Raw genomic sequence first — 21,657 nt, 5'->3', positions numbered from 1 at the left:
CGAAAGGATCATCATGAAGATCGGCATCATCGGCGCGGGCAACATCGGCGGCAACCTCACCCGCCGGCTCACCTCCCTCGGGCACGCGGTGTCCGTGGCCAACTCGCGCGGCCCGCAGACCCTGGCCGCGCTCGCCGAGGAGACCGGTGCCACGGCGGTCACCGCGACGGAGGCGGCGCGCGGCGCCGAGGTCGTGGTGGTGACGGTGCCGCTGAAGAACGTGCCGGACCTGCCGTCGGGCCTGTTCGACGAAGCCGCCGAGGGCTTCGTCGTGATCGACACCGGCAACTACTACCCGCAGCAGCGGGACGGGCGGATCGCGGCCATCGAGGAGGGGCAGACCGAGAGCCGCTGGACGGAGCAGCACCTCGGGCACCCGGTGGTGAAGGCCTTCAACGGGACGTACGCCCAGGACCTCCTCGACCGGCCCCGCCCGCAGGGGGATCCGGAGCGCCTCGCCCTCCCGGTGGCCGGGGACGACGCCGCGGCCAAGCGCGTCGTCCGCGCCCTGATCGACGAGTTGGGCTTCGACAGTGTGGACGCCGGCGGCCTGGACGAGTCCTGGCGCCAGCAGCCCGACACCCCCGTCTACGGCCTGCGGGAGGGTGTCGACGCGGTCGTCAAGGCGCTGGCGGAGGCGTCGCCCGAGCGGCCCGCGTCGTTCCGGGCCCAGGTCTGAGGGCCGCGGGCGACGGAGCGGCGGCGCCCGGCCCCCCTCCTCCCACTGACGGGGGAGGAGGGGGCGGGGCGCCCGGGCCTGCGGTGCTCCCGCGGGCCCGGGCGGATCGGTGCGCGGTGTCAGCAGGAGACGTCAGCAGGCGGCGGCCAGTGCGGTGGCCGGCGCCGGGGCGGCCGGCTCGCCGCCCTCGGCCGCCCGGAGGCGGGCTATCAGCTCCTCCCGGGCCCGGGCCACCCGGGACCGGACGGTGCCGACCGGGCAGCCGGCCACTTCGGCGGCCTCGGCGTAGCTCAGACCGACCACCTGGGTGAGCACGAAGGCCTCGCGGCGCTGCGCGGGCACCCGGTCGAGCAGGTCGTCGAGCGCGATACCGTCCTCGAACCCGGCGGCAGGCGGGGCGGCCTGCCGTTCGGCGGCCTCCTGCCAGTCCGGCAGCGCGGCGCAGCGCGGGCGGGCGGCGGCCGTCCGGTAGCGGTCGATGACGGTGCGCCGGGCGATCGACAGCAGCCAGGTGCGGGCGGAGGAGCGGCCGGCGAACCCGGGCAGGCTCCGCAGGGCGCGCAGGAAGGTCTCCTGGGCGAGGTCGTCGGCGGACTGCACATCGGTCAGATGGGCGACGAACCGCCAGACGTCCCGCTGGGTGACCCGGACGAAGGCCTCGACGTCGGCCGGCCGGCCCGCGCGGGCGGCGAGGGCCAGGGCGGTCACCTGCTCGTCATCCATGCCGGCCCCCCACCCGGACGGTCCGGTACGGAGTCGGGTGCGCGACGATGGTCGCATGAGATGCGCCCACTTCCGTACCGCTCTGTCCGCCCGTCTCGACGGCGAGCCGACCGGTCTGCCGGACCGGCGGCTGGACAAGCACCTCGCGCGCTGCGAAGCGTGTCGGGAGTGGCTGGAGCGGGCGGAGGGGCTGCGCGGCCGGGTGGCGGCGGGCGGCGCGGACGGGCCCTCGGCGGACTGGTCGGCGAAGTTGCTCGCGAGCCTCGGACAGCGCGGACCGGGCAGCGCGGCGCCCGGCAGTGGTGCGTCCGGCGGTGGCGCGTCCGACTGCGCCGAGCCCGGGACCGCTGCGTCCGGTGCGGACCGGGCAGGTGAGGACGGACCGGGCGCGGACGGACCGGGTGACACCGGAACGGCTGTGGACGGGCTCGGCGCGACGGGCGGTCCCGGGCAGGGGGACGGCGGGTCGGCGCCGGAGCGGTAGGACGGTGGCGCCGGGCGAGGCCGGTGCGCCGTCGTAGTCAGGCATGAAGAGGTCCTGAGGGGATAGCTCGGGAGCGCCGGCCGCTGCGGGCGGAGCGCTCGTCGTCGGTGGGACGCGCACGGGTCGCCGGGTCCCGGCAGGGGGCGGCGGGGCGTGCGGGCCCGGGCCCCGGCGCGGCCGTTCGGCCACGGCACGGGGCGACCTGCCCACCGCGAGGCGGACGCCGCGACGGCGTCGGGCGGTGGGCGCGTCAGCAGGCGGGAGCGAAGGAGGGCGGGCCGCGCCGGACGAGGGCGTGCGAGAGCAGCACCAGCCGGGGCAACCTGGCCCGGCGGTCGGCCGGCCGGGGCGGGACCGGCGGTTCGAACCCGCGCGGCCGGGCGAACAGGGCCAGCAGCGGGAGCAGCAGGACCCCCGCCAGCACGGTGCCCAGTGCACCGAGCAGCTCGAACAGTCGGGCCAGCGCCGTCTCGCCGCGCCAGAGCAGCAGCGCGCAGGCGAGCGCGGCGAGCACGTGGGCGGCGATCATCCCGGCCGACATGGAGTGCGCCGCCATGTCGTGGCCGGACAGCCCGGAGGTCGCCGGCAGGCCGGACGCCGCCGCGTCGCCGGACAGGGCGGGCCCGCCGCCCGTGCCCGCCATCCCGTGGCCCGGGGAGGCCGAGGACGGACCCGCGGCGGTCGCCGTGCCGAGGTGGTGAGCCCCGGTCAGGGCGCGGACGCCCGCGGTGGGCGGGACGTCGGGGTCGATGCCGGCCATCCGGGCCAGGTCGGCCGGCGAGATCCCGACGGGTGCCCGGTCCGGATTGCAGAGCAGCAGGTCGGCCCAGTCCGTCGTGGCGAGCCGGCCGATCCCCGCGCGATCGGCGGTCAGCGCCCCGGCCTGTTCGAACATCAGGTGCAGCGCGCTCTGCGCGGCGACCATCCAGACGCTGATCGGGCCGAGTCCGCGCCGCTTGCCGGCGAGCAGCCAGCCGAAGCCGAGGGTGAGACCGAAGGCGCCCGCCAGTACCGGCGGGGAGACCCCGGCGCCGGCCATGGCGACGTGCGCCGTGGCGGCCAGCGCCACGCAGAGCGCGGCGAAGACCACGGCGCGCAGTGCGCGGATCCGGTCGGTCATCACGATGGCACTCATCGTCGCATTCGCCCTCGCCGGGCTGTACCGCCCCCTCGGGTATTGGCCGGTTCCACCCCCGTGAGAGCATGCCCGGCCGTCCGGGTCCGGGCTGTTCGGGAGGGCGGTCGGGCCGGTGCGCCGCCCGGACCCGGGCTCCCCCGGGGAGCGGACCTGACCGGACCTGACCGGACCGGAGCGCGGGCGGCACCGGCGCGTGCGGGTTCGTGCGGTAGAGGCGGTTCGTACGGTTGTCCGGGCCCGGCTTGTCCGTTCCGGCACGGGACCGCCGCCCGGGCCCGCCCGTACCGTTCGGGCACCGCGCGGCGCTGCGCCGCCGGTCGGAGGACGGCACGGGGCCGGTGAGCACGGAGAGGCGGGCGGGCCGATGTACTGGCTGGTTCACGACTATCGAGAGGACGACCTCGCGGCGGTGGTCCACTTGATCGACACCACGGCGGAGCTCGGCCAGGAGTCGGTGTTCTCCCTGGCGGAGTGCATCAGCGCGCTGACCTCCCGCCAGCCGGCCGTGGTCGCGGTGCACCAGGGCGCGCCGATCGGTGCCGCGCTCGCCTGCGTCGCGGGCGAGCGGGCCTGGGTGATGCGGATCGCGATCGCACCGGCCTGGCGCGGCCGGGGCCTGGCCAGCTCGCTGCTGCGGGAGCTGGAGCGCCGGCTGGTGGCCTGCCGGGTGCGCCGCATCGCGTACGTGCTGCCGGAGGAGGAACTGCTCGGCGAGGGCCTGCACAACGCCGGCTACACCCGCCGCCCGGCCGCCGCCTACTTCGAGAAGGACGAGCCGCAGGCGGGCGCGGCGAGCGGTCTGTTGGAGGAGCTGGGCGGCCGGCTGCTGCCCGGCGACCTCTGGGCCAAGGTGGCCGGGATGGAGACGGAGAAGACCCTGATCGAGCGCCGGGTGGTGGCGCCGCTGGCCGAACCCGAGCGGGCGGCCCGGCACGGCGTGCGCCCGCCGCGTGCGATCGCCCTGTTCGGACCGCCCGGCACCGGCAAGACCACCTTCGCCAGGGCGATCGCCTCCCGGCTCGGCTGGCCGTTCGTCGAACTGCTGCCGTCCCGGCTGGCCGACGAGGGCAACCTGGCGGCCGCGCTGCGCGACGCCTTCGCCCGGATCGGCCGGCTGGAGCGGGCCCTGGTCTTCATCGACGAGGTGGAGGAGATCGCGCCGCTGCGCACCGAGGGTGTCCGGGGCGGCATGCACGGCGTCACCAACGAGCTGCTCAAGCTCATCCCGGGCTTCCGGGAGGGCGAGGAACGGCTGCTGGTCTGCGCCACCAACTCGATCCGCTCGCTGGACCCGGCGTTCCTGCGCCCGGGCCGCTTCGACTACCTGATCCCGATCGGCACCCCGGACGCGGCCGCCCGCTCCGCCATCTGGTCCCGGTACGCGGCCGGCCGGCCGGACGTGGACCTCGACGCGCTGGTGGGCGCGAGCGAGCTGTTCACCCCGGCGGACATCGAGCACGCCGCCCGGGTGGCCGCCCAGGCGGCCTTCGAACGGGACCTCGCGGGTGCGGGCTCCGCGGGTGCGGGCGTTGCCGGGGCCACCGTCGTGGGAGGCGGCGCTCCCGGACGGGACACCGCCGACGGCGCGAGCACGGCCGACTACCTGGCGGCCATCGCCCAGGCCCGGCCGACCGTCACCCCGGCGATGATCGAGGAGTTCGGCGCGGACATCACCTCGCATGCGCGAGTCTGAATATCAGCCAATCGCATGGTAGTTGTGGTTTGACAGCCTGCCTGTCGGTGCTGACTAAATGTGGGCACCGACAGGACAGGAGGCCCGGCATGGGCACAGTGGCCGAATCCGACGCCCCCGCCGTCGACCTCGCCGACCCCGGGTTCTGGCAGCTGCCCGCGCCGGCCCGCGCCGCCGCCTTCGCCGAACTGCGCCGGCTGCCCGCCCCGGTCTTCGTCGGCGAGAGGTCGCGTGAGAGGTCGGGCGACCGGTCGGCCGACCGCCCCGCCAAGGGCTACCACGCCCTGGTCCGGCACGCCGACGTGGTCGAGGCCAGTCGCACCCCCGCGGTGTTCCTGAGCGGTCCCGGCGTCACCACCCCCGAACCCGCCCGCTGGGTCCGGCTGCTGTTCGGCGACTCGATGGTCAACCTGGACGATCCCCGCCACGCCCAGCTGCGCCGGATCGTCTCCCGGGCGTTCACCCCGCGCCTGATCACCCGGGTCGAGGACGACATCCGCCGGGTCGCCGCCCGCCTGGTCGACCAGGTGGAGCGGCACCGGCCGGCGGACTTCGTCACCTCGGTGGCCGCCGAACTCCCCTTCCAGGTGATCTGCAACATGATGGGCATCCCGGAGGAGCCCCGCCGCGCGATCCTCGACCAGGTCGACCACGCCTCCGAGAACACCGGTGTCGCCCGCCCGTTGCGCAGCCGGATCCGGGTGCCCGGCCGGGGCCTTCGGGCGCTCGCCCGGATGCAGGGCATGGTCGCCGAACTCGGCCGCGAGCGGCGCCGCCGGCCCACCGACGACCTGATCTCCGCCCTGGTCACCGCCGACGTCGACGGTCGCCGGCTGACCGGGCGCGAGCTCGGCGCGTTCTTCTCGCTGTTGCTGGTCGCCGGCGTCGAGACCACCCGCAACGCGCTGGCGCACGGACTGCACCTGCTCACCGTCCACCCCGAGCAGCGCGCCCTGCTGCTCGGCGACCTCGACCGCCATCTCGGCGGCGCGGTGGACGAGATCGTCCGCCACTCGACGCCGATCATCCAGTTCCGCCGCACCCTGGCCGTCGACCACCGGCTGGGCGGTCCCGACGGCACCCTGCTGCGGGCGGGGGAGAAGGTGGTGCTCTTCTTCGGCTCCGCCAACCGCGACGAGACCGTCTTCACCGACCCGGACGCCTTCGACGTCACCCGCACGCCCAACCCGCACCTCGGCTTCGGCGGCGGCGGGCCGCACTACTGCCTCGGTGCGCACCTCGCCCGGCAGGAGATGAAGGTGCTCTTCCGGGAGCTGTTCACCCGGCTGCCCGAGGTGCGCTCGGTGGGCGAGCCGGAGCTGGTCCCGTCCAGCTTCGACCACCGGGTGCGGGCGCTGCGCTTCACGTTCTGAGGCCCCGCGCCGAAGCCGCCCGGCCCGCTGTCGAGCCGGGTCGGCCAGGCCCCGGGCCCCGTCGGCAGGCCCGCTACCGGGCGGGGTCGGCCAGGTCCAGGGCCCCGTCGGCCGGCTCCCACACCGCGTTGTCGTGGGCGAACAGCACCCGGCTCGGGGTGAACTCCGCGAGCCGGTCCAGCCAGGCCGGGCCGCCGGGCAGCGGCGGTTCGACGCCCTCGCGGGCCGCCCGCCGGGCCAGCAGCGCCGAGCCGTACTCATGGGCGAAGTCGTACGCCTGACCGGCCAGCACCACCGAGCCGCCCGCCGGCCGTTCCACCACGAGCGACTGGTGCCCCTCGGTGTGACCGGGGGTCGGCACCACCCGCACGCCGGGCCAGACCTCCGCCTCGCCGGCCAGCTCGTGGTGGGCGGCGCCGGGGAAGTCCACCAGCGTGTCGATGGTGTGGCCGCCGCGCCGAACCGCCGCCAGCTCCGCGGCCTGCACCAGCACCGGGGTGCCGGCCAGCAGCGGATTGCCGCCGCAGTGGTCGAAGTGCAGGTGGCAGTTGACGACCAGGTCGATGTCGGAGGGCGCGACGCCGACCGCTGCGAGCGCCTGCGACAGCGGCCGCCGGACCGGGCGGTAGTGCGCCTCGGTCTCCGGATCGCCGCCGCCGATTCCGGTGTCGAACAGCAGCAGCCCCTCGGGCCGCCGCACCAGGTAGGCCAGCACCGGCTCGACGCGCGGTTCGGGTCCGCCCGCCTCGGCCGCCGGGCGGACGAAGTAGCCGAGATCGAGACGGTGGATCACGGACACCCCGGCCCCCTCGCCGCTCCGGCCCCGCTGCCCGCGGGGCCTCCTGTGCCGACCCTACCCGCCGGTCGGGATGCCGCGGTCGGCCTTCACCTGCTTCATCGTCAGGTGCGAGTTCACCTGCGCGATGCCCGGCAGCCCGGAGAGCACATCGGTGATGAACCGCTCGTAGGCCGCGATGTCCGCCACCGCGATCCGCAACAGGTAGTCCGGTTCGCCGAAGAGCCGGTGCGCCTCCACCACCTCCGGCAGCTCCGCAACCCGGCGTTCGAACTCGGCCACCGTCGCCCGGTCCTCGTGCCGCATGGTGATCGACACGAAGGGCTGGAAGCCGCGGCCGACCGCCGCGCCGTCCAGCAGCGCCCGGTAGCCGCGGATCACACCGTCCTGCTCCAGCTGCCGGACCCGGCGCAGGCACGGCGAGGGGGTGAGGTCCACCCGGGCGGCCAGTTCGGCGTTGGTGAGGCGGCCCTCCTGCTGGAGCTCCTGGAGGATTCTGCGGTCGATACGGTCCATGGCGCAATATTCTGCCAAATTGCGGCATAGAGGGGCACGAACTGGCCATCGTGTGCCGGCCCAATCCGGCTACCTTCAGTGACCGAGCCGCCGGAACGCACACGACAGGTCACCGCCATGGACACGCACGCCCTCCTCCTCTTCCTGGGGGTCGACCTGCTCCTGGTCTGCACCCCCGGCCCCGACTGGCTCTACATCGCCGCCCGGGGCCTCGGCCAGGGCCGCCGCGCCGCGCTCGTCGCGGTCGCCGGTGTCTGCGCCGGATACGCCGTGCACACCCTGCTCTCCAGTGCCGGCCTCGCCGCCGCACTGCGGGCGGTACCCGCCGCCCTGCCCGTGCTGCGCCTGACCGGCGCGGCCTACCTGCTGGTGCTGGCCGCCGGCATGCTCCTCGCCCTGCGCCGCGGCGGGGCCACCGCGTTCGCGCAGGCCCCGCCGCAGCCCACCGCCACTGTGCTGCGCCAGAGCATGCTCACCGCCCTGCTCAACCCCAAGGGCCTGCTGCTCTACCTCTCCCTGGTACCGCAGTTCGTCGACCCGGCCGCCCCGCTGCCGGTCGGGGGCCAGGTGCTCGCCCTCGGCTCGCTCAACGTCCTGGCCTGCGCGGTCGTCTACGGACTGGTGGCGCACGCCAGCGGTCGCCTCGGCGGCCGGTTCGGTGCCACCCCGCAGGCCGCCCGGCGGATGACGGTGGTCTCTGCGGTGCTGCTGATGCTGGTGGCGGGCGTCACGGCGAGCGCCTGAGATCGGGAGCAGAATGCGGGCATGACAGAGAGTCCGCAGCCCGCCGCCCACCGGTCCGCCCCGCACGACGACGCCACCGCGCACGACGGATCCACCGTGCACGACGGCCCGACCGCGCACGCCTGGGCCGCGCTGGGAGGGCCCGCCGACCTGCTGGAGCGGGTCTCCTTCCACGGGCCCGACGGCGTCCTGCCCGCCCGGCTCCCGGTCCGGCAGCTGGCCCGCGCCACCGTCGCCGCCTGTTCGCTGGCCGCCGGGGAACTCTCCGCGCTGCGGTCCGGGGGCGGGGTGCCGGCGGTCCGGATCGACCAGGGCGCGGTCGCCACCGCCTTCGTCGGCGAGCGCCACCTGCGGATCGACGGCCGGACCCCCGTCAGCTTCGCCCCGCTCTCCGGCTTCTGGCAGAGCGCCGACGGCTGGGTCCGCACCCACGCCAACTACCCGCACCACCGGGCCCGGCTGCTCGCCGCCCTCGGACTGCCCGCCGACGCCGGTCCCGAGCAGTTGGCCGGGACGCTGCGCCTCCGCCCGGCCGAGTGGGTCCAGGAGCGGGCCCACGAGGCCGGCGCGCTCGCGGTGGCGGTCGCACCGGCGAGCGGCGCCACGCACCCGCTGGTCGAGACCCGGGTGGTCGGCAGCGCCGCCGCCCGCCCGCTCGGGCCCGGCGGCCTGCCCGCCGAGGGCGTGCGCGTCCTCGACCTCACCCGGGTGATCGCCGGTCCCGTCGCCACCCGCTCTCTCGCGCTGCTCGGCGCCGACGTCCTGCGGGTCGACTCGCCCCGGCTGCCCGAGGCCGAGGACGCGCACGTCGACACCGGGTTCGGCAAGCGCTCCACCCGGTTGGACCTCGCCGCCCCCGGCGACCGCGCGGCCTTCGAGGACCTGCTGGCCACGGCCGACGTCGTGGTGACCGGCTACCGCCCCGGCGCCCTGGACGCCTTCGGCCTGGCGCCCGCCGATCTGCTCGAACGGCGCCCCGACCTGGTCGTCGCCCAGCTCTGCGCCTGGGGCTGGACCGGCCCCTGGGCCGGACGCCGGGGCTTCGACAGCCTGGTCCAGGCCGGCGTCGGCATCGCCGCCACCGAGGCCGGTGCCGACGGCCGCCCCGGCGTGCTGCCCGCCCAGGCGCTCGACCACGGAACGGGCTACCTGATCGCCGCCGGTGTCCTGCGGGCCCTCACCGACCAGCGCACCGGCCGCCCCGGCGGCCGCCACCTGCGCTACTCGCTGGCCGGCACCGCCTCCTGGCTGCAGCACGGCATCGCCCCCGCCGCCCCCGGCCCGGCGGGGGCGGAGCCGGACGACCCGAAGCACTGGCTCGCCGAGACCGACTCCCCGTACGGCCGACTGCGTCACGCGCTCCCGCCGCTCGCCTACGAGGGCGGCCCCGCCGACTGGTCCCGCCCGCCGGGCCGCTGGGGCACGGACGCGCCGGCCTGGCGCTGACCGGCTCCCGGCGGCAGGCGCCCGGGGAGCAGCCGGCGGGCGCTGTCGGAGGCGGGTGGCAGGATCTCCGGCATGACCGCACACGCGACCGACTACGCCTGGCTCGAAACCGAGGAGTTCGCCCCGATCGCCGAGGCGTACTGCCTGACCATGGTCGAGGGGATCTCCGGCGGCGAGCTGCTCCGCCGGCTCGGGGCCGCCCCCGGCCGGCGGGTCACCGGCGTCCAGGAGGTCCTGGAGGCCTGGGAGCAGTACGAGGACGGCGACTGCGACGCGGACGAGGCGCTCCACGGGCGCGAGGACGAGGAGCTGATGGTCGTCGCGGTCGCCGAACTCGACGGCTGGGCGGTGGCGCTGGAGGTCAACGGCTACCTCGGGACCACCTGGGAGCTGCTGCCCGGCCTCGCCGAGGGCACCAGGCTGGTCTCGCACTTCCGCAACGTCAACGCCGTGGACCACTTCCACTGGCAGGAGGGCGAGCGCAACCGGCTGCACTTCGAGCCGCTCTTCCCGGCGGACCGCGACGGCAGCGACGCGGACGCGATGGCGGAGGTGCTGGCGAAGGTCGGCTTCGACGTCAGCGCGGCCGACGACCGGGACATCGAGCGGACCACCACCGCGGCCTTCGCCCTCGGCGAGGAGCTCACCGGTCTGTGGCTGACCCCGGAGCGGCTGCGGACGGCGGAGTTCGTGATCGGCTACGCCCCCGCGCCGTAGGCCCGGGCCCGGGCCCGGGCCAGGGCCGGGGGCGGGGGCGGGGCGTCAGACGCCGGACGGGATCTGCTTGGACCGGCTGCGGATCTGGAAGGCCGTCACGATCTCGATCAGGCCGAGGATCAGCAGCCAGCACCCGGCGAGGACGGTCAGGGCGGTGATCGAGCCGACCGGCCAGACCATCAGCAGCACACCGGCCACGGTGTTGGCCGCACCGGCGAAGGCCTGCCAGCCGCGCGCGGGCATGTCGGCGTCCGAGATCGCGGCGACGAGCTGGGTGATGCCCCGGAACAGCCAGCCGATGCCGATCCAGATCGCCAGCAGCAGGAGCGACTGCACCGCGCTGCGGAAGCAGAGCAGGCCGAGCAGGACGCAGATCGCGCCGCTGATGAAGGCCAGGACCCGCATCGCGGTGGTGACGTGGGTGCCGAAGGCGGCGACCAGCTGGACGATGCCGATGACCAGCAGGTAGAGGCCGAAGAGGATGCCCACCACCCTGAGGGTCTGCTCCGGCCAGGCGAAGACGATGATCCCGAGGGCGAGCGAGACGAGCCCGGCGAGCAGCAGCACCTGCCAGGCGGCCTTGGCGAGCAGCCCGAGCGGGCCTTGGACCGGGGAACCGTTGGGGGTGATGATCGGGGAGACCACGGCGGCGTACTCCTGGCGGCTTGGGAGGGCGGAGGACACTCCTGACGATCGTCGCGGGGGCCGTCCGCCGCCTGTCGGGTTCGCCCGTTCGGGGGACGGAACTGATCGCCCCTCGGACACCGGAACGACACCTCCCGATCACTCGCCGTAGATATGATCCGGCGATATGACTTCTGAAGGGTGGGGGACCCCTCCGGTCGAGCCGATCAGCCAGCACTACATCGTGTGCGGCGGCAACGCACTCGCCCACCGACTGGCCGTCGAACTCGTCGAACACTACGAAGTACCGGTGGTGGTGCTGGTCCCGGACCGCACCCGTGACCACGCGCCGCAGATCGAGCAGCTGCCCGGGGTGGCCGCCGTGGTCGAGTACAGCAGTGTCACCGAGGAGGCGCTGCGGGCCGTCCGGGTCGAGACCGCGCGCGGGATCGCCCTGGTCGACGGCAGCGACCAGGGGAACATCCACACCGCGCTCAGCGCCCAGGACCGCAATCCCGACATCCGCATCGTGCTGCGGATGTTCAACCAGCGGCTCGGCGACAACATCGAGCGGCTGCTGAAGAACGGCACCGCGCTCTCCGGCTCGGCCACCGCCGCGCCCGCCTTCGCCGCCGCCGCACTGTCCCGGCCCAACTCCGTCCAGGTCGGCGACCGCTTCCTGCACATCGCCTACGACGAGGACATCGACTCCAGCCGGATCTGCGTCGTCGCCGACCGGATCGACCGGCAGGACCTCAGCCGGATCCGGCTGCTGCCCGAGCAGGAGGGGGACTCGGCGCCCTTCGTCCGGCTGGCCAGCGCGTTCGGCGACGACGGGCCGGTACGCCGCCACCGGGTCGGCGCTCCGGGCGCCGGCGCCGGGGGTGCGGGAGACGCCGACGGCACGGGGGGTGCCGGGGGTGCGGGAGACGCCGACGGTACGGGGGGTGCCGGGGGCGCGGGGCGGGAGCCGGAGCAGTCGGCCGACCCGGCCCAGGAGCCGGCGGCGCAGCCGGACCGGGCCGCTCGGGCCCGGCCGGACGGGGCCCCGGAGCGGCGACCCGGGCAGGAGCCCGGCGGGGTGGCCGCCCTGCAGGCGCTGCCGAGCGAACCGCCGATCCGGATCGGCTGGTCACGCCGGCTGCGCTGGCGCCTGCTCGACACCCTGCGCTACTTCACCAGCGCCCGGCTCCGGCTGGTGCTGATCACCGCGCTGGCGGCGGTACTGATGGCCTTCGGCCTGCTCTGGTACCTCAACCGGGACTTCGGCTGGTCGCTCTACGTCTCGCTGCTCGACCTGGCCGGCGCGGCCCAGCCCGACCAGCACGCCGACGCGGCCGCCGGGACGGGTACCGGCGGCACCTGGCAGCGGGTCGCCCAGGTGGTGATCACCTTCTGCGGGATCACCTTCGCCCCGGTCGCCACCGCGATCATGGTCGAGGTGCTCGGCTCCGGCCGCCGTGGCCAGCCCCGCAACCCCGGCGCCGGCACCCGGGACCACGTCATCGTGGCCGGACTGGGCAACCTCGGTACCCGCGTCGTGGCCCAACTGCACGGTCTGGGTGTGCCGGTGGTCGGACTGGAGCGCGACCCGCAGGCCCGCGGCATCTCCGCCGTCCGGGCGCTGGGCGTGCCGGTGGTGGTCGACGACGGCCCGCTGGAGGAGCAGCTGCGCCGGGCCCGGCTCAAGCACAGCCGTGCGGTGGTCGCGGTCAGCGGGGACGACGCCACCAACCTGGAGGCGGCCCTGGAGGCGCGGGCCGGCAGGCCGGACGTCCGCGTGGTGGTCCGGCTGTTCGACGACAACTTCGCCCGGCACGTGTACGCGACGCTGGACAACGCGGCGTCCCGCTCGGTCTCCTACCTGTCCGCACCGGCCTTCGCCGCCGCCCTGATGGGGCGTGAAGTGCTGGGCACCCTCTCGGTGTTCCGGCACGTGCTGCTGATCGCGGAGCTGCGGGTGGAGGAGGGCGGCGGTCTGGCCGGCATGAACCGGCACGACCTGGAGGACCCGGGCGGCGTCCGGGTGATCGCCGTCCGACTCGCCGACAGGCCGAACCTCTACACCTGGAACTACGCCGACCGCACCCGCCGTCTCGAACCGGGCGACCGGATCGTGGTCGCCGCCAGTCGCAGCGGTCTCGCCCGTCTCAACACCGCGGTGGTGGCCGAGAGTTGACGGGACGCCGAACCAGTCGGGCCGGGGGTGGCGGCCGCCACCCCCGCCCGTGCCGGGTCAGCGGTGGGTGAAGTTCGCCGGGCGCTTCTCGGCGAAGGCGGCCATGCCCTCCTTCTGGTCCGCGGTGGCGAACGTCGCGTGGAACAGCCGGCGTTCGAAGCGGACGCCTTCGGCCAGGGTGGTCTCGAAGGCGCGGTTGACGCTCTCCTTCATCATGATCGCGGCCGGGGCGGACATCTCGGCGACCTTCTCGGCGGTGGCCAGTGCCTCGGTGAGCAGCTCCTCGGCCGGGACGATCCGGGAGACCAGGCCCGCGCGCTCGGCCTCCTCGGCTCCCATCATCCGGCCGGTCAGACAGAGGTCCATGGCCTTGGCCTTGCCGACGGCGCGGGTCAGCCGCTGCGAGCCGCCGATCCCGGGGATGACACCGAGCTTGATCTCCGGCTGCCCGAACTTCGCCGTGTCGGCGGCCAGCAGGATGTCGCAGAGCATCGCCAACTCGCAGCCCCCGCCCAGGGCGAAGCCGGCCACCGCCGCGATCACCGGCTTGCGCAGCTCACCGAGCCGGTCCCAGGGGCCGAGCCAGTCGTCCAGGTAGACGTCGGGGAACCGGTTGCCCTGCATCTCCTTGATGTCGGCGCCCGCCGCGAAGGCCTTCTCCGAGCCGGTGATCACCAGAGCGCCGATCCCCGGATCCCGGTCGAAGGCGGTGGCGGCCGCGACGACCTCGTTCATCAGCTGCGTGTTGAGCGCGTTCAGCGCCTTCGGCCGGTTGAGCGTGATCAGCCCGACCCGCCCCTTGCGCTCGACCAGGATCGTCTCGTAGGTCTCGGTCATCGCCGTTGACTCCCATTCCGCTGCTCGGCACCACACCGGGTGCGTCCTGACCACCCAACGATCTCCGACGTGCACCGTCCCGCGCCAGTCTTGCCATGCGAGACGGTCGTCACGAGTCCGCCGGGCAGCTCGGCGGCCCGGCGCGTCGGGCGGGTCGGGCCGCGGGATCCGTGCCGACCCCGGTCAGGCCAGGCCGAGTTCGTCGCCCTCGCGCGGGGCGAAGTACCGGTCGACGTCCGCCGCGGTGACGTCGGCCGGCGCCGCGGGGGACCAGCGCGGGTTGCGGTCCTTGTCGACCACCTGGGCGCGGATGCCCTCGACCAGGTCCGGCGTGGTCAGGGCGTGGCAGGAGACGCGGTACTCCTGATCGAGCGCCGCCTCCAGCGAGGGCAGGGCGCGGGCCCGGCGCAGTGCGGCCAGGGTGACCTTGACGGCGGTCGGCGCGTTGCCGAGCAGCTGCTCGGCGGCCTCCTTGGCCTCCGGGACGCCACAGGCGAGCAGCCGCTCGACGATCTCCTCGACGGTGTCGGCGGCGTAGCAGGAGTCGATCCACTCCCGCCGCGCGGCCAGGGCGGCGGGCGGGGCGGGCGTGGCGTGGGCGGCCACGGCGGCGGTGAGGCCGGCGCCGGTGAGGTCGGCGGCGCCCGTCAGGGCGTCGAGCAGCGCCGGGATCCGCGCCGCGGGCACGAAGTGGTCGGCGAAGCCGCAGAACAGGGCGTCGCCGGGGCCCATCGAGCCCGAGGTGAGGCCGAGGTGGGTGCCCGACTCGCCGGGGGCGCGGGCCAGCAGGAGGCTGCCGCCGACGTCCGGGACGAGGCCGATCCTGGTCTCCGGCATCGCCACGACGGACCGCTCGGTGACGATCCGCACGGCGCCGTGCGCGGAGAGGCCGACCCCGCCGCCCATGGTGATGCCGTCCATCACCGCGAGGTACGGCTTCGGGTAGCGGGCGATCAGCGCGTTGAGCCGGTACTCGTCGCGGAAGAACGCCCGGGCGCCGGCGCCGCCCGCCTTGGCGTCGTCGTGCAGGGCCCGGATGTCCGCCCCCGCGCAGAGGCCGCGCTCGCCCGTGCCCGTCAGCACCACGGCGCGCACGGCGTCGTCCGCCGCCCAGCCGTCCAGCGCGGCCCGGACGGCCGTGATCATGTCGTGGGTCAGCGAGTTGATGGCCCTCGGCCGGTCGAGCACGATCCGCCCGACGCCGCCGTCCCGGTAGGCCTGTACCTCTGCGCTCATCGGGCCCGCTCCCGTTCGTCGTCGCTGTCCGTCGTGAAGATCCCACCGCCACCGTACTAGGCACCCGTCCGGCCGGGACGCGCCGGAGGCGGCGCCGGGGGTTCGGCGCCGCCTCCTCGACGGGTGCTTCCGCGGTGGTGCTACGGCACGATCCGGCCGGTCACCTCGCCGAAGCCGACCAGGGCGCCGTCGCGGCCCGGGGCGGTCGCGGTGATGGCGACCTCGTCACCGTCCTCCAGGAAGGTGCGGGTGGTGCCGTCCGGGAGCTTGAGCGGCTGTTCGCCGTTCCAGGTCAGCTCGATCAGGGCGCCCCGGGTCTGCGGCTCGGGGCCGCTGACGGTGCCCGAGGCGAAGAGGTCCCCGGTGCGCAGCGAGGCGCCGTTGGCCGTCATGTGGGCGAGCTGCTGCGCGGCCGTCCAGTACATCGAGGCGAACGGCGGGCGGGAGACCGGGTGCCCGTTCAGCCGGACCTCCAGCGCGAGGTCCAGGCCCCAGGGCTCGCCGCCCCGGTCGTCCAGGTAGGGCAGCGGCTCGACGTCCCGGGCCGGCGGGGTGACCCGGGCGTGCTCCAGGGCGTCCAGCGGCACGATCCACGGCGAGACCGAGGTGCTGAAGGACTTGCCCAGGAACGGGCCGAGCGGCACGTACTCCCAGGCCTGGATGTCCCGCGCGGACCAGTCGTTGACCAGGCAGACGCCGAACACGTGCTCGCGGAAGCCGTCCAGGGTGACGGGCGTGCCCTGCGCGGACGGCGTGCCGACCACGAAGCCGACCTCCGCCTCGATGTCCAGCCGGCGGGTCGGGCCGAAGGAGGGCGCCGGGTCGGCCGGTGCCTTGCGCTGCCCGTGCGGGCGGACCACCTCGGTGCCCGAGACCACCACCGTGCCGGCCCGGCCGTGGTAACCGATCGGCAGGTGCTTCCAGTTGGGGGTGAGCGGATCCGAGCCGGGGCGGAAGATCCGGCCCAGGTTGGTGGCGTGGTGCTCGGAGGCGTAGAAGTCGACGTAGTCGGCGACCTCGAACGGCAGGTGCAGCTCCACCTCGGCCAGCGGCAGCAGCAGCGGCGAGAGCGCCTCCCGGTACGACTCGTCGGTGAGCCAGTCGGTCAGCGAGGCGCGCACCTCGGTCCAGACCGGGCGGCCCGCGCCCAGCAGCGGGTTGAGGCTCTCGGCGTCCAGCAGGACGGACGGCGCCCCGGCGGCGCGCGCGGCGGCTCCGGCGTCGAGGACGAACTCCCCGACGCGTACGCCGATCCGCCGCCGACCCGGCCGGTCGGCGGCGGTGAAGACGCCGTACGGCAGGTTGTGCACGCCGAACGGCGAGTCCTGGGCGCTGGCGAGCCAGCTGCGGGGGGTGCTCAACGGTCCTCCTGGGGCATGGGACTGGGCGACAGCAGGCCGAGCCCGGCCAGGTCGTCCAGGGGTTCGGCGATGCTGCAGGTGCCGAACGCGGTGAACGAGTTCCTGATCACGGTAACCTGACGGTCGGTCAGAGCGCCGATCGCCTTGGCCAGCACGGCGCCGGAGCGCTCCGCCAGCACCTCGGCGGCGGCCGTCCGGTCGGTCTCCTGCGCGGCCAGCAGCACGTTCAGGAAGCCGTGGTGCTCGAAGCCGGTGGCCGGATCGGTGTGCCGGACGGCGTGGTGCAGCCCGGCGGTGCACTTGTAGGGCAGGCCGCGCTGCGCGCAGCCGGTGAGGAAGTCAGCCAGCTCCTCCTCGCCGGGGAAGGCCTCGGCCACCACCCCGCCGGTGCGGAACTTCGCCCGGTACGGGCTGTCGACCAGCACGTCCAGGGCGTCGCCCAGACCGTCGCCGCGCAGCAGTTCGCGCGGCAGCTCGACGGCGGCCGGGACGTCCGGCGGCAGCAGCAGGTCGAGTGCGGCGACCGCCTCGCCGGCGTCCCTGGCGGCCAGCTCGACGCCGGCCACCTCGAACGGCGCGGCGGCGGCGAGGGCCGGGCCGAGCTCCGCACTGCCCCCCGGCAGTACGAGCCCGACCCGCAACGGCCCGGTCTGCCGGGCCGGGTCCGGTACGGCCGCCAACTCGCCCAGCCGGCCCGCCCCGCACAGCAGGGGTCCGACCGCGGCGGCGTACCACGCCAGCCGGTGCGCCCGGTGGGCCGGCACCGCCTCGGCGAGCGGCAGGTTCCCCGGCGGGAACACGGCCGCGTCGTCGAAGAGGCCCTGGAACAGCTCGGGGATCGCGCTCACCGGGCCGGCCCCCGGCCCGCCCAGGTCCACGCGTAGTTGCCGTCCTCAGTGGCCCGGCCGCCCTCGCCCAGCTCCAGTGGCCGGAAGGTGTCCACCATCACCGCGAGCTCGTCGAAGAACTCCACGCCGATGCTGCGCTCGTACGCCCCCGGCTGCGGGCCGTGGGTGTGGCCGCCCGGGTGCAGCGAGATCGAACCCTGCGCGATGCCCGAGCCCTTGCGGGCCGCGTAGTCGCCGCCGCAGTAGAACATGACCTCGTCGCTGTCCACGTTGGAGTGGTAGTAGGGGACGGGGATCGAGAGCGGGTGGTAGTCCACCTTGCGGGGAACGAAGTTGCAGATCACGAAGCCGTTGCCCTCGAACACCTGGTGCGCGGGCGGCGGTTGGTGGATCCGGCCGGTGATCGGCTCGTAGTCCCGGACGTTGAGGACGTAGGGGTACAGGCAGCCGTCCCAGCCGACCACGTCGAACGGGTGGTGCGGCACGGTGTACCGGGTGCCCGCGACGCCGTTCGGGCCGCGGTGCTTGACCAGCACGTCGACGTCCTCGCCGTCGACGAGCAGCGGGCCGGACGGGCCGCGCAGGTCCCGCTCGCAGTACGGCGCGTGCTCCAGCAGCTGGCCGTACTTGGAGAGGTAGCGCTTCACCGGGGAGATGTGGCTGTTCGCCTCGATGCAGTAGGCGCGCAGCGGTTCGTCTCCGGTGGGCACCCAGCGGTGGGTGGTCGCCCGGGGGATGACCACGTAGTCGCCCTGGCCGACCTCCAGCGTGCCGAAGACCGTCTCCACCGTGCCGGTGCCGGACTCCACGTACACGCACTCGTCACCGAGCCCGTTGCGGTACAGCTCGCTGGGGGCCCCGGCGGCGACGTACGAGATCCGCACGTCGCCGTTGCCGAGGACGAGCCGGCGGCTGCCCACGACGTCGGCGGACTTCCACTCCTGGCCCGCGAACAGCTCGTGCAGCTTGAGGTGCCGGGGGAGCAGGGGGTGGTTGGGCACCGTCGACTGGTCCGGCAGCTCCCACGGCACGGCGTCCACGACGGCCGAGGGGATTCCCCGGTGGTAGAGCAGTGAGGAGTCCGAGGAGAACCCCTCCTCGCCCATCAACTCCTCGTAGTACAGCCCGCCTTCGGGGGTGCGGTGCTGGGTGTGCCGCTTGGGCGGGATGCTGCCCAGCTGCCGGTAGTACGCCATCGTCCTGCTCCTCCTGGCCCGTTCGCCGACTGGCCCGTTCGCCGCTCGTGCTCCGATCGGGGGTGCTGATCAGAGGTTGCCGCGGCGGTCCTGCTCGCGCTCCAGGGATTCGAAGAGCGCCTTGAAGTTGCCCTTCCCGAACCCGAGCGAGCCATGCCGCTCGATGAACTCGAAGAACACGGTCGGCCGGTCGCCCTGCGGCTTGGTGAAGATCTGCAGCAGGTAGCCGTCCTCGTCGCGGTCGACCAGGATGCCGCGCTTCTTCAGCTCCTCGACCTCGACCCGGACCTTGCCGATCCGGGCGCGCAGCTCCGGGTCGTCGTAGTACGAGTCGGGGGTGGAGAGGAACTCCACGCCGTTGGCGCGCAGGATGTCGACGGTGGAGAGGATGTCGTTGGTGGCGAGCGCCAGGTGCTGGCAGCCCGGGCCGCCGTAGAACTCCAGGTACTCGTCGATCTGCGACTTCTTCTTGGCGATGGCCGGCTCGTTGAGCGGGAACTTCACCCGGTGGTTGCCGCTGGCCACGACCTTGGACATCAGTGCCGAGTACTCGGTGGCGATGTCGTCACCGACGAACTCGGCCATGTTCACGAAGCCCATGACGCGGTTGTAGAACCCCACCCACTCGTCCATCCGGCCGAGCTCGACGTTGCCGACCGCGTGGTCCAGCGCCTGGAACAGCCGCTTCGGGGCCCCGGCGGGGCGGGTCACCCTGGTCGCGGCGGCCACGAAGCCCGGCAGGTAGGGGCCGTGGTAGCGGGAGCGGTCGATCAGGGTGTGCCGGGTCTCGCCGTAGGTGGCGATGGCCGCGCGGCGCACGGTGCCGTTCTCGTCGGAGACGTCGTTCGGCTCCTCCAGCACGGTGGCGCCCTGGGCGCGGGCGTGCTCGATGCACTTGTCGACGTCCGGCACCTCCAGGGCCAGGTCGACGACGCCGTCGCCGTGCCGGCGGTGGTGGTCCAGCAGCGGGCTGTCCGGGGAGACGCCGCCCTTGATCACGAAGCGGCAGGAGCCGGAGCGCAGCACGAAGGCCTTGCGGTCGCGGCGGCCGGTCTCCGGGCCGGAGTAGGCGACCAGCTCCATGCCGAAGACGGCCTGGTAGAAGTGGGCCGTCTGGGTGGCGTTGCCCACCACGAACACGATGGCGTCCTGCGCGGTGACAGGGAACGGGTCCGTGGCGGGGTCGTGCTCGACGAGGCCGACGAGGCGGCGGAGCTGCTCGGCGTCGAGACCGGCCTCGCGTTCCTCGGGGGTCAGCTCAAGGGCGTGGGACTGCGGGGTCATCGGTCGTTCCTCCACATTGAGGCCTCGGCATTGAGGCATCCGCTTGAGGCGGCCACGCCGCGGGGTGGGCGGTGCGGCTGAGCGGAGAGCTTGCTCCTGTCGGGGTGGTTGGGCAACAGGTCGGGAATTCACTGTTCAATGTGTACAAGCTGATCAGGAAATGGCGGATCCGGCTGCACAAAATGCATGGCAGTTCGGGGTGGTTCGCGCGAGGTCTGTACGGCGTGGCCGGGGCGGGCCCACCAGGTCGGGCGGGTCGAGAGGTCGGACGGTCGGACGCGGGAAGGTCAGGGGGGCGAGCCGGGCGGCAGGTACCGCAGGAACCAGTCCCGGGCCAGCTCGGCCACCTTGTCCAGCGTGCCCGGTTCCTCGAAGAGGTGGCCGGCGTGCGGCACCACCGCCAGTTCACTCTCGCAGCGCAGCCGGGCCCGCGCCTGCCGGTTCAGGTCGATCACCCGGCCGTCCCGGCCGCCGACGACCAGCAGCGTCGGCGCGCTGACCTCGGCGAGCCGTTCGGGGTCGGTGAGATCGGGCCGCCCGCCCCGGGAGACCACGGCCCGCACGCCCTCGCCCAGCCGGGCGGCCGTCCAGAGCGCGGCGGCCGCGCCGGTGCTGGCGCCGAACAGTCCGAGCGGGAGGTCCCGCTCCCCGGCCCGCGACAGCTCGGGGAGGAGCCGGGCCACGGCGGTCAGGCGGGCTCCGAGCAGGTCGACGTCGAACACCTTCCGCCGGTCCGGCTCCTCGTCCTCGGTGAGCAGGTCGAACAGCAGGGTGGCCAGGCCCGCCCGGTTGAGGGCCGCGGCCACCCGGCGGTTGCGCGGGCTGCGCCGCCCGCTCCCGCTGCCGTGGGCGAACACCACCACGCCCGCCGCACCCGCCGGGACGGTCAGCCGGCCCGCCAGCCGGACGCCGGTGACCGGCAGGCTCAGCTCGCGGTCCACCCCGGCGGGGTCCGGTGCGGGCTCGGCCCGGGCCTCGGCGAGGTGGCGCAGCACCTCCTCGTCACCGGTCTGGCTGAAGTCGCCGTAGAACTCGCCGATCGCGAAGAACGGGGACGGCGTGCCGACGCAGACCAGCTCGTCGGCGACCCCGGCCAGGCGGTCGGTCCAGTCGTCGGGCGCCACCGGAACGGCCAGCACGACCGTGGCCGCCCCCCGGGCCCGGACGATCCGGCAGGCCGCCCGGGCCGTGGAGCCGGTGGCGATGCCGTCGTCCACCACGACCACGGTGCGTCCGCGCAGGTCGGCGGGCGGGCGCCCGCCCCGGTAGCGACGGGCCCGGCGCTCCAGCTCCGCGCGCTCGCGCACCTCGACCTCGGCGAGCTGCCCGGGTGTGACGCCGGCCAGCCGGATCACCTGGTCGTTGAGCACCCGGACGTCGTCCTCGCCGATCGCGCCCATGCCCAGCTCCGGCTGGTGGGGCACGCCGAGCTTGCGGATCACGCAGATGTCCAGCGGGGCGCCGAGCGCGGCCGCGACCTCGGCGGCCACCGGGACCCCGCCGCGCGGGAGGGCGACGACGACGGTGCCGGGGCCGCGCAGGTGGCCGAGCAGTGCGGCCAGCCGGCGGCCCGCGTCGGTGCGGTCGGTGAAGTGGGTTCCGGTGACGTGCATGGCGCGGCCTCCGCGTTCCACGGTACGTCGGCGGGCGGGGCGCGGGAGCCGGTCCGCGGTGGTGCCGGGTCGCCCCGGGCGGGCGTGGTCCCGGGCCCAGGCGGGACGGGGATGGGCCCGGTCGCCCGTGCGTCCGGGACACCGGGTGCCGGAGCGTGGGGGCAGACCGG

20 protein-coding genes are annotated in these 21,657 nt (G+C 74.8%); 8 read left to right on the top strand and 12 right to left on the bottom strand.

Annotated features, from left to right (window positions below):
- Nucleotides 1-13: 13 nt before the first annotated feature.
- Nucleotides 14-679 (top strand): NADPH-dependent F420 reductase, encoded by a 666-nt coding sequence (locus tag ACFVYI_RS19380; protein ID WP_387886981.1) that lies wholly within the window; start codon nucleotides 14-16, stop codon nucleotides 677-679.
- A 132-nt stretch (nucleotides 680-811) separates the two neighbouring features.
- Here ACFVYI_RS19380 and ACFVYI_RS19375 read toward each other — a convergent pair whose 3' ends face one another.
- Entirely contained in the window at nucleotides 812-1,402 is a 591-nt protein-coding gene (locus tag ACFVYI_RS19375) for a sigma-70 family RNA polymerase sigma factor (protein ID WP_387886979.1), read from the bottom strand.
- 55 nt (nucleotides 1,403-1,457) lie between these two features.
- Between ACFVYI_RS19375 and ACFVYI_RS19370 the strand changes: the two genes are divergently transcribed.
- Nucleotides 1,458-1,886, top strand: a complete 429-nt coding sequence (locus ACFVYI_RS19370; protein ID WP_387886977.1) for a zf-HC2 domain-containing protein — start codon at nucleotides 1,458-1,460, stop codon at nucleotides 1,884-1,886.
- Between the two features lie 250 nt (nucleotides 1,887-2,136).
- Here ACFVYI_RS19370 and ACFVYI_RS19365 read toward each other — a convergent pair whose 3' ends face one another.
- The gene (locus ACFVYI_RS19365; protein WP_387886975.1) at nucleotides 2,137-3,021 is read right to left on the bottom strand and encodes a hypothetical protein; all 885 of its coding nucleotides are present in this window, start codon (nucleotides 3,019-3,021) and stop codon (nucleotides 2,137-2,139) included.
- A 367-nt stretch (nucleotides 3,022-3,388) separates the two neighbouring features.
- Between ACFVYI_RS19365 and ACFVYI_RS19360 the strand changes: the two genes are divergently transcribed.
- Nucleotides 3,389-4,717 (top strand): ATP-binding protein, encoded by a 1,329-nt coding sequence (locus ACFVYI_RS19360; RefSeq protein WP_387886973.1) that lies wholly within the window; start codon nucleotides 3,389-3,391, stop codon nucleotides 4,715-4,717.
- 89 nt (nucleotides 4,718-4,806) lie between these two features.
- Entirely contained in the window at nucleotides 4,807-6,090 is a 1,284-nt protein-coding gene (locus ACFVYI_RS19355; RefSeq protein WP_387886970.1) for a cytochrome P450, read from the top strand.
- A gap of 73 nt (nucleotides 6,091-6,163) precedes the next feature.
- Here ACFVYI_RS19355 and ACFVYI_RS19350 read toward each other — a convergent pair whose 3' ends face one another.
- Both ACFVYI_RS19350 and ACFVYI_RS19345 read right to left on the bottom strand, forming a co-directional pair.
- Entirely contained in the window at nucleotides 6,164-6,880 is a 717-nt protein-coding gene (locus ACFVYI_RS19350) for an N-acyl homoserine lactonase family protein (RefSeq protein WP_387887080.1), read from the bottom strand.
- A gap of 63 nt (nucleotides 6,881-6,943) precedes the next feature.
- Entirely contained in the window at nucleotides 6,944-7,402 is a 459-nt protein-coding gene (locus tag ACFVYI_RS19345) for an Lrp/AsnC family transcriptional regulator (RefSeq protein WP_387886968.1), read from the bottom strand.
- Nucleotides 7,403-7,519: 117 nt separating this feature from the next.
- Here ACFVYI_RS19345 and ACFVYI_RS19340 point away from each other — a divergent pair, with 117 nt between their 5' ends.
- From ACFVYI_RS19340 to ACFVYI_RS19330, 3 genes are all read left to right on the top strand, one after another.
- Nucleotides 7,520-8,146: a LysE family translocator gene (locus ACFVYI_RS19340; RefSeq protein WP_387886966.1), complete on the top strand. Its 627-nt coding sequence runs from the start codon at nucleotides 7,520-7,522 to the stop codon at nucleotides 8,144-8,146.
- Nucleotides 8,147-8,167: 21 nt separating this feature from the next.
- Nucleotides 8,168-9,592, top strand: coding sequence for a CoA transferase (locus ACFVYI_RS19335; RefSeq protein ID WP_387886964.1), 1,425 nt, complete (start codon nucleotides 8,168-8,170; stop codon nucleotides 9,590-9,592).
- Between the two features lie 72 nt (nucleotides 9,593-9,664).
- Nucleotides 9,665-10,309, top strand: coding sequence for a DUF6461 domain-containing protein (locus ACFVYI_RS19330; protein ID WP_387886963.1), 645 nt, complete (start codon nucleotides 9,665-9,667; stop codon nucleotides 10,307-10,309).
- A gap of 45 nt (nucleotides 10,310-10,354) precedes the next feature.
- Here the strand turns inward: ACFVYI_RS19330 and ACFVYI_RS19325 are convergent, their stop codons facing one another.
- Entirely contained in the window at nucleotides 10,355-10,993 is a 639-nt protein-coding gene (locus ACFVYI_RS19325) for an HdeD family acid-resistance protein (protein ID WP_387886961.1), read from the bottom strand.
- A gap of 127 nt (nucleotides 10,994-11,120) precedes the next feature.
- Here ACFVYI_RS19325 and ACFVYI_RS19320 point away from each other — a divergent pair, with 127 nt between their 5' ends.
- Nucleotides 11,121-13,112 (top strand): NAD-binding protein, encoded by a 1,992-nt coding sequence (locus ACFVYI_RS19320; RefSeq protein ID WP_387886960.1) that lies wholly within the window; start codon nucleotides 11,121-11,123, stop codon nucleotides 13,110-13,112.
- 57 nt (nucleotides 13,113-13,169) lie between these two features.
- Here the strand turns inward: ACFVYI_RS19320 and ACFVYI_RS19315 are convergent, their stop codons facing one another.
- The 7 genes from ACFVYI_RS19315 to ACFVYI_RS19285 all read right to left on the bottom strand — a co-directional run bounded on the left by ACFVYI_RS19315 (nucleotide 13,170) and on the right by ACFVYI_RS19285 (nucleotide 21,487).
- Nucleotides 13,170-13,949: an enoyl-CoA hydratase gene (locus ACFVYI_RS19315; protein ID WP_387886957.1), complete on the bottom strand. Its 780-nt coding sequence runs from the start codon at nucleotides 13,947-13,949 to the stop codon at nucleotides 13,170-13,172.
- A gap of 183 nt (nucleotides 13,950-14,132) precedes the next feature.
- Nucleotides 14,133-15,185 carry an enoyl-CoA hydratase/isomerase family protein gene (locus ACFVYI_RS19310; protein WP_387886955.1) on the bottom strand — a complete coding sequence of 351 codons (1,053 nt, stop codon included), beginning with the start codon at nucleotides 15,183-15,185 and terminating at the stop codon, nucleotides 14,133-14,135.
- A 140-nt stretch (nucleotides 15,186-15,325) separates the two neighbouring features.
- A complete protein-coding gene (gene fahA / locus ACFVYI_RS19305; protein WP_387886953.1) occupies nucleotides 15,326-16,546 on the bottom strand; it encodes a fumarylacetoacetase in 1,221 nt (406 codons plus the stop codon).
- A complete protein-coding gene (locus tag ACFVYI_RS19300) occupies nucleotides 16,543-17,394 on the bottom strand; it encodes a hypothetical protein (RefSeq protein WP_387886952.1) in 852 nt (283 codons plus the stop codon). Before ACFVYI_RS19300 ends, fahA begins: the two co-directional genes overlap by 4 nt.
- Complete coding sequence (locus ACFVYI_RS19295) at nucleotides 17,391-18,590, bottom strand: homogentisate 1,2-dioxygenase (RefSeq protein WP_387886950.1); 1,200 nt, start codon at nucleotides 18,588-18,590, stop codon at nucleotides 17,391-17,393. Before ACFVYI_RS19295 ends, ACFVYI_RS19300 begins: the two co-directional genes overlap by 4 nt.
- 69 nt (nucleotides 18,591-18,659) lie before the next feature.
- Nucleotides 18,660-19,874 (bottom strand): 4-hydroxyphenylpyruvate dioxygenase, encoded by a 1,215-nt coding sequence (gene hppD / locus ACFVYI_RS19290; protein ID WP_387886948.1) that lies wholly within the window; start codon nucleotides 19,872-19,874, stop codon nucleotides 18,660-18,662.
- A 287-nt stretch (nucleotides 19,875-20,161) separates the two neighbouring features.
- Nucleotides 20,162-21,487, bottom strand: a complete 1,326-nt coding sequence (locus tag ACFVYI_RS19285; protein ID WP_387886943.1) for an alpha/beta family hydrolase — start codon at nucleotides 21,485-21,487, stop codon at nucleotides 20,162-20,164.
- Between the last annotated feature and the right edge of the window lie 170 nt (nucleotides 21,488-21,657).

This window comes from Kitasatospora sp. NPDC058218 (assembly GCF_042882445.1).
Classification (GTDB): Bacteria; Actinomycetota; Actinomycetes; order Streptomycetales; family Streptomycetaceae; genus Kitasatospora.
This window is presented reverse-complemented; position numbering and strand designations above follow the sequence as displayed.

Bases quoted from the DNA above. Each gene is read 5' to 3' on its own strand.
- ACFVYI_RS19380 (WP_387886981.1), top strand. From the start codon at position 14: ATGAAGATCGGCATCATCGGCGCGGGCAACATCGGCGGCAACCTCACC.
- ACFVYI_RS19375 (WP_387886979.1), bottom strand. From the start codon at position 1,402: ATGGATGACGAGCAGGTGACCGCCCTGGCCCTCGCCGCCCGCGCGGGC.
- ACFVYI_RS19370 (WP_387886977.1), top strand. From the start codon at position 1,458: ATGAGATGCGCCCACTTCCGTACCGCTCTGTCCGCCCGTCTCGACGGC.
- ACFVYI_RS19365 (WP_387886975.1), bottom strand. From the start codon at position 3,021: ATGAGTGCCATCGTGATGACCGACCGGATCCGCGCACTGCGCGCCGTG.
- ACFVYI_RS19360 (WP_387886973.1), top strand. From the start codon at position 3,389: ATGTACTGGCTGGTTCACGACTATCGAGAGGACGACCTCGCGGCGGTG.
- ACFVYI_RS19355 (WP_387886970.1), top strand. From the start codon at position 4,807: ATGGGCACAGTGGCCGAATCCGACGCCCCCGCCGTCGACCTCGCCGAC.
- ACFVYI_RS19345 (WP_387886968.1), bottom strand. From the start codon at position 7,402: ATGGACCGTATCGACCGCAGAATCCTCCAGGAGCTCCAGCAGGAGGGC.
- ACFVYI_RS19340 (WP_387886966.1), top strand. From the start codon at position 7,520: ATGGACACGCACGCCCTCCTCCTCTTCCTGGGGGTCGACCTGCTCCTG.
- ACFVYI_RS19335 (WP_387886964.1), top strand. From the start codon at position 8,168: ATGACAGAGAGTCCGCAGCCCGCCGCCCACCGGTCCGCCCCGCACGAC.
- ACFVYI_RS19330 (WP_387886963.1), top strand. From the start codon at position 9,665: ATGACCGCACACGCGACCGACTACGCCTGGCTCGAAACCGAGGAGTTC.
- ACFVYI_RS19320 (WP_387886960.1), top strand. From the start codon at position 11,121: ATGACTTCTGAAGGGTGGGGGACCCCTCCGGTCGAGCCGATCAGCCAG.
- ACFVYI_RS19315 (WP_387886957.1), bottom strand. From the start codon at position 13,949: ATGACCGAGACCTACGAGACGATCCTGGTCGAGCGCAAGGGGCGGGTC.
- ACFVYI_RS19310 (WP_387886955.1), bottom strand. From the start codon at position 15,185: ATGAGCGCAGAGGTACAGGCCTACCGGGACGGCGGCGTCGGGCGGATC.
- ACFVYI_RS19295 (WP_387886950.1), bottom strand. From the start codon at position 18,590: ATGGCGTACTACCGGCAGCTGGGCAGCATCCCGCCCAAGCGGCACACC.
- hppD (WP_387886948.1), bottom strand. From the start codon at position 19,874: ATGACCCCGCAGTCCCACGCCCTTGAGCTGACCCCCGAGGAACGCGAG.
- ACFVYI_RS19285 (WP_387886943.1), bottom strand. From the start codon at position 21,487: ATGCACGTCACCGGAACCCACTTCACCGACCGCACCGACGCGGGCCGC.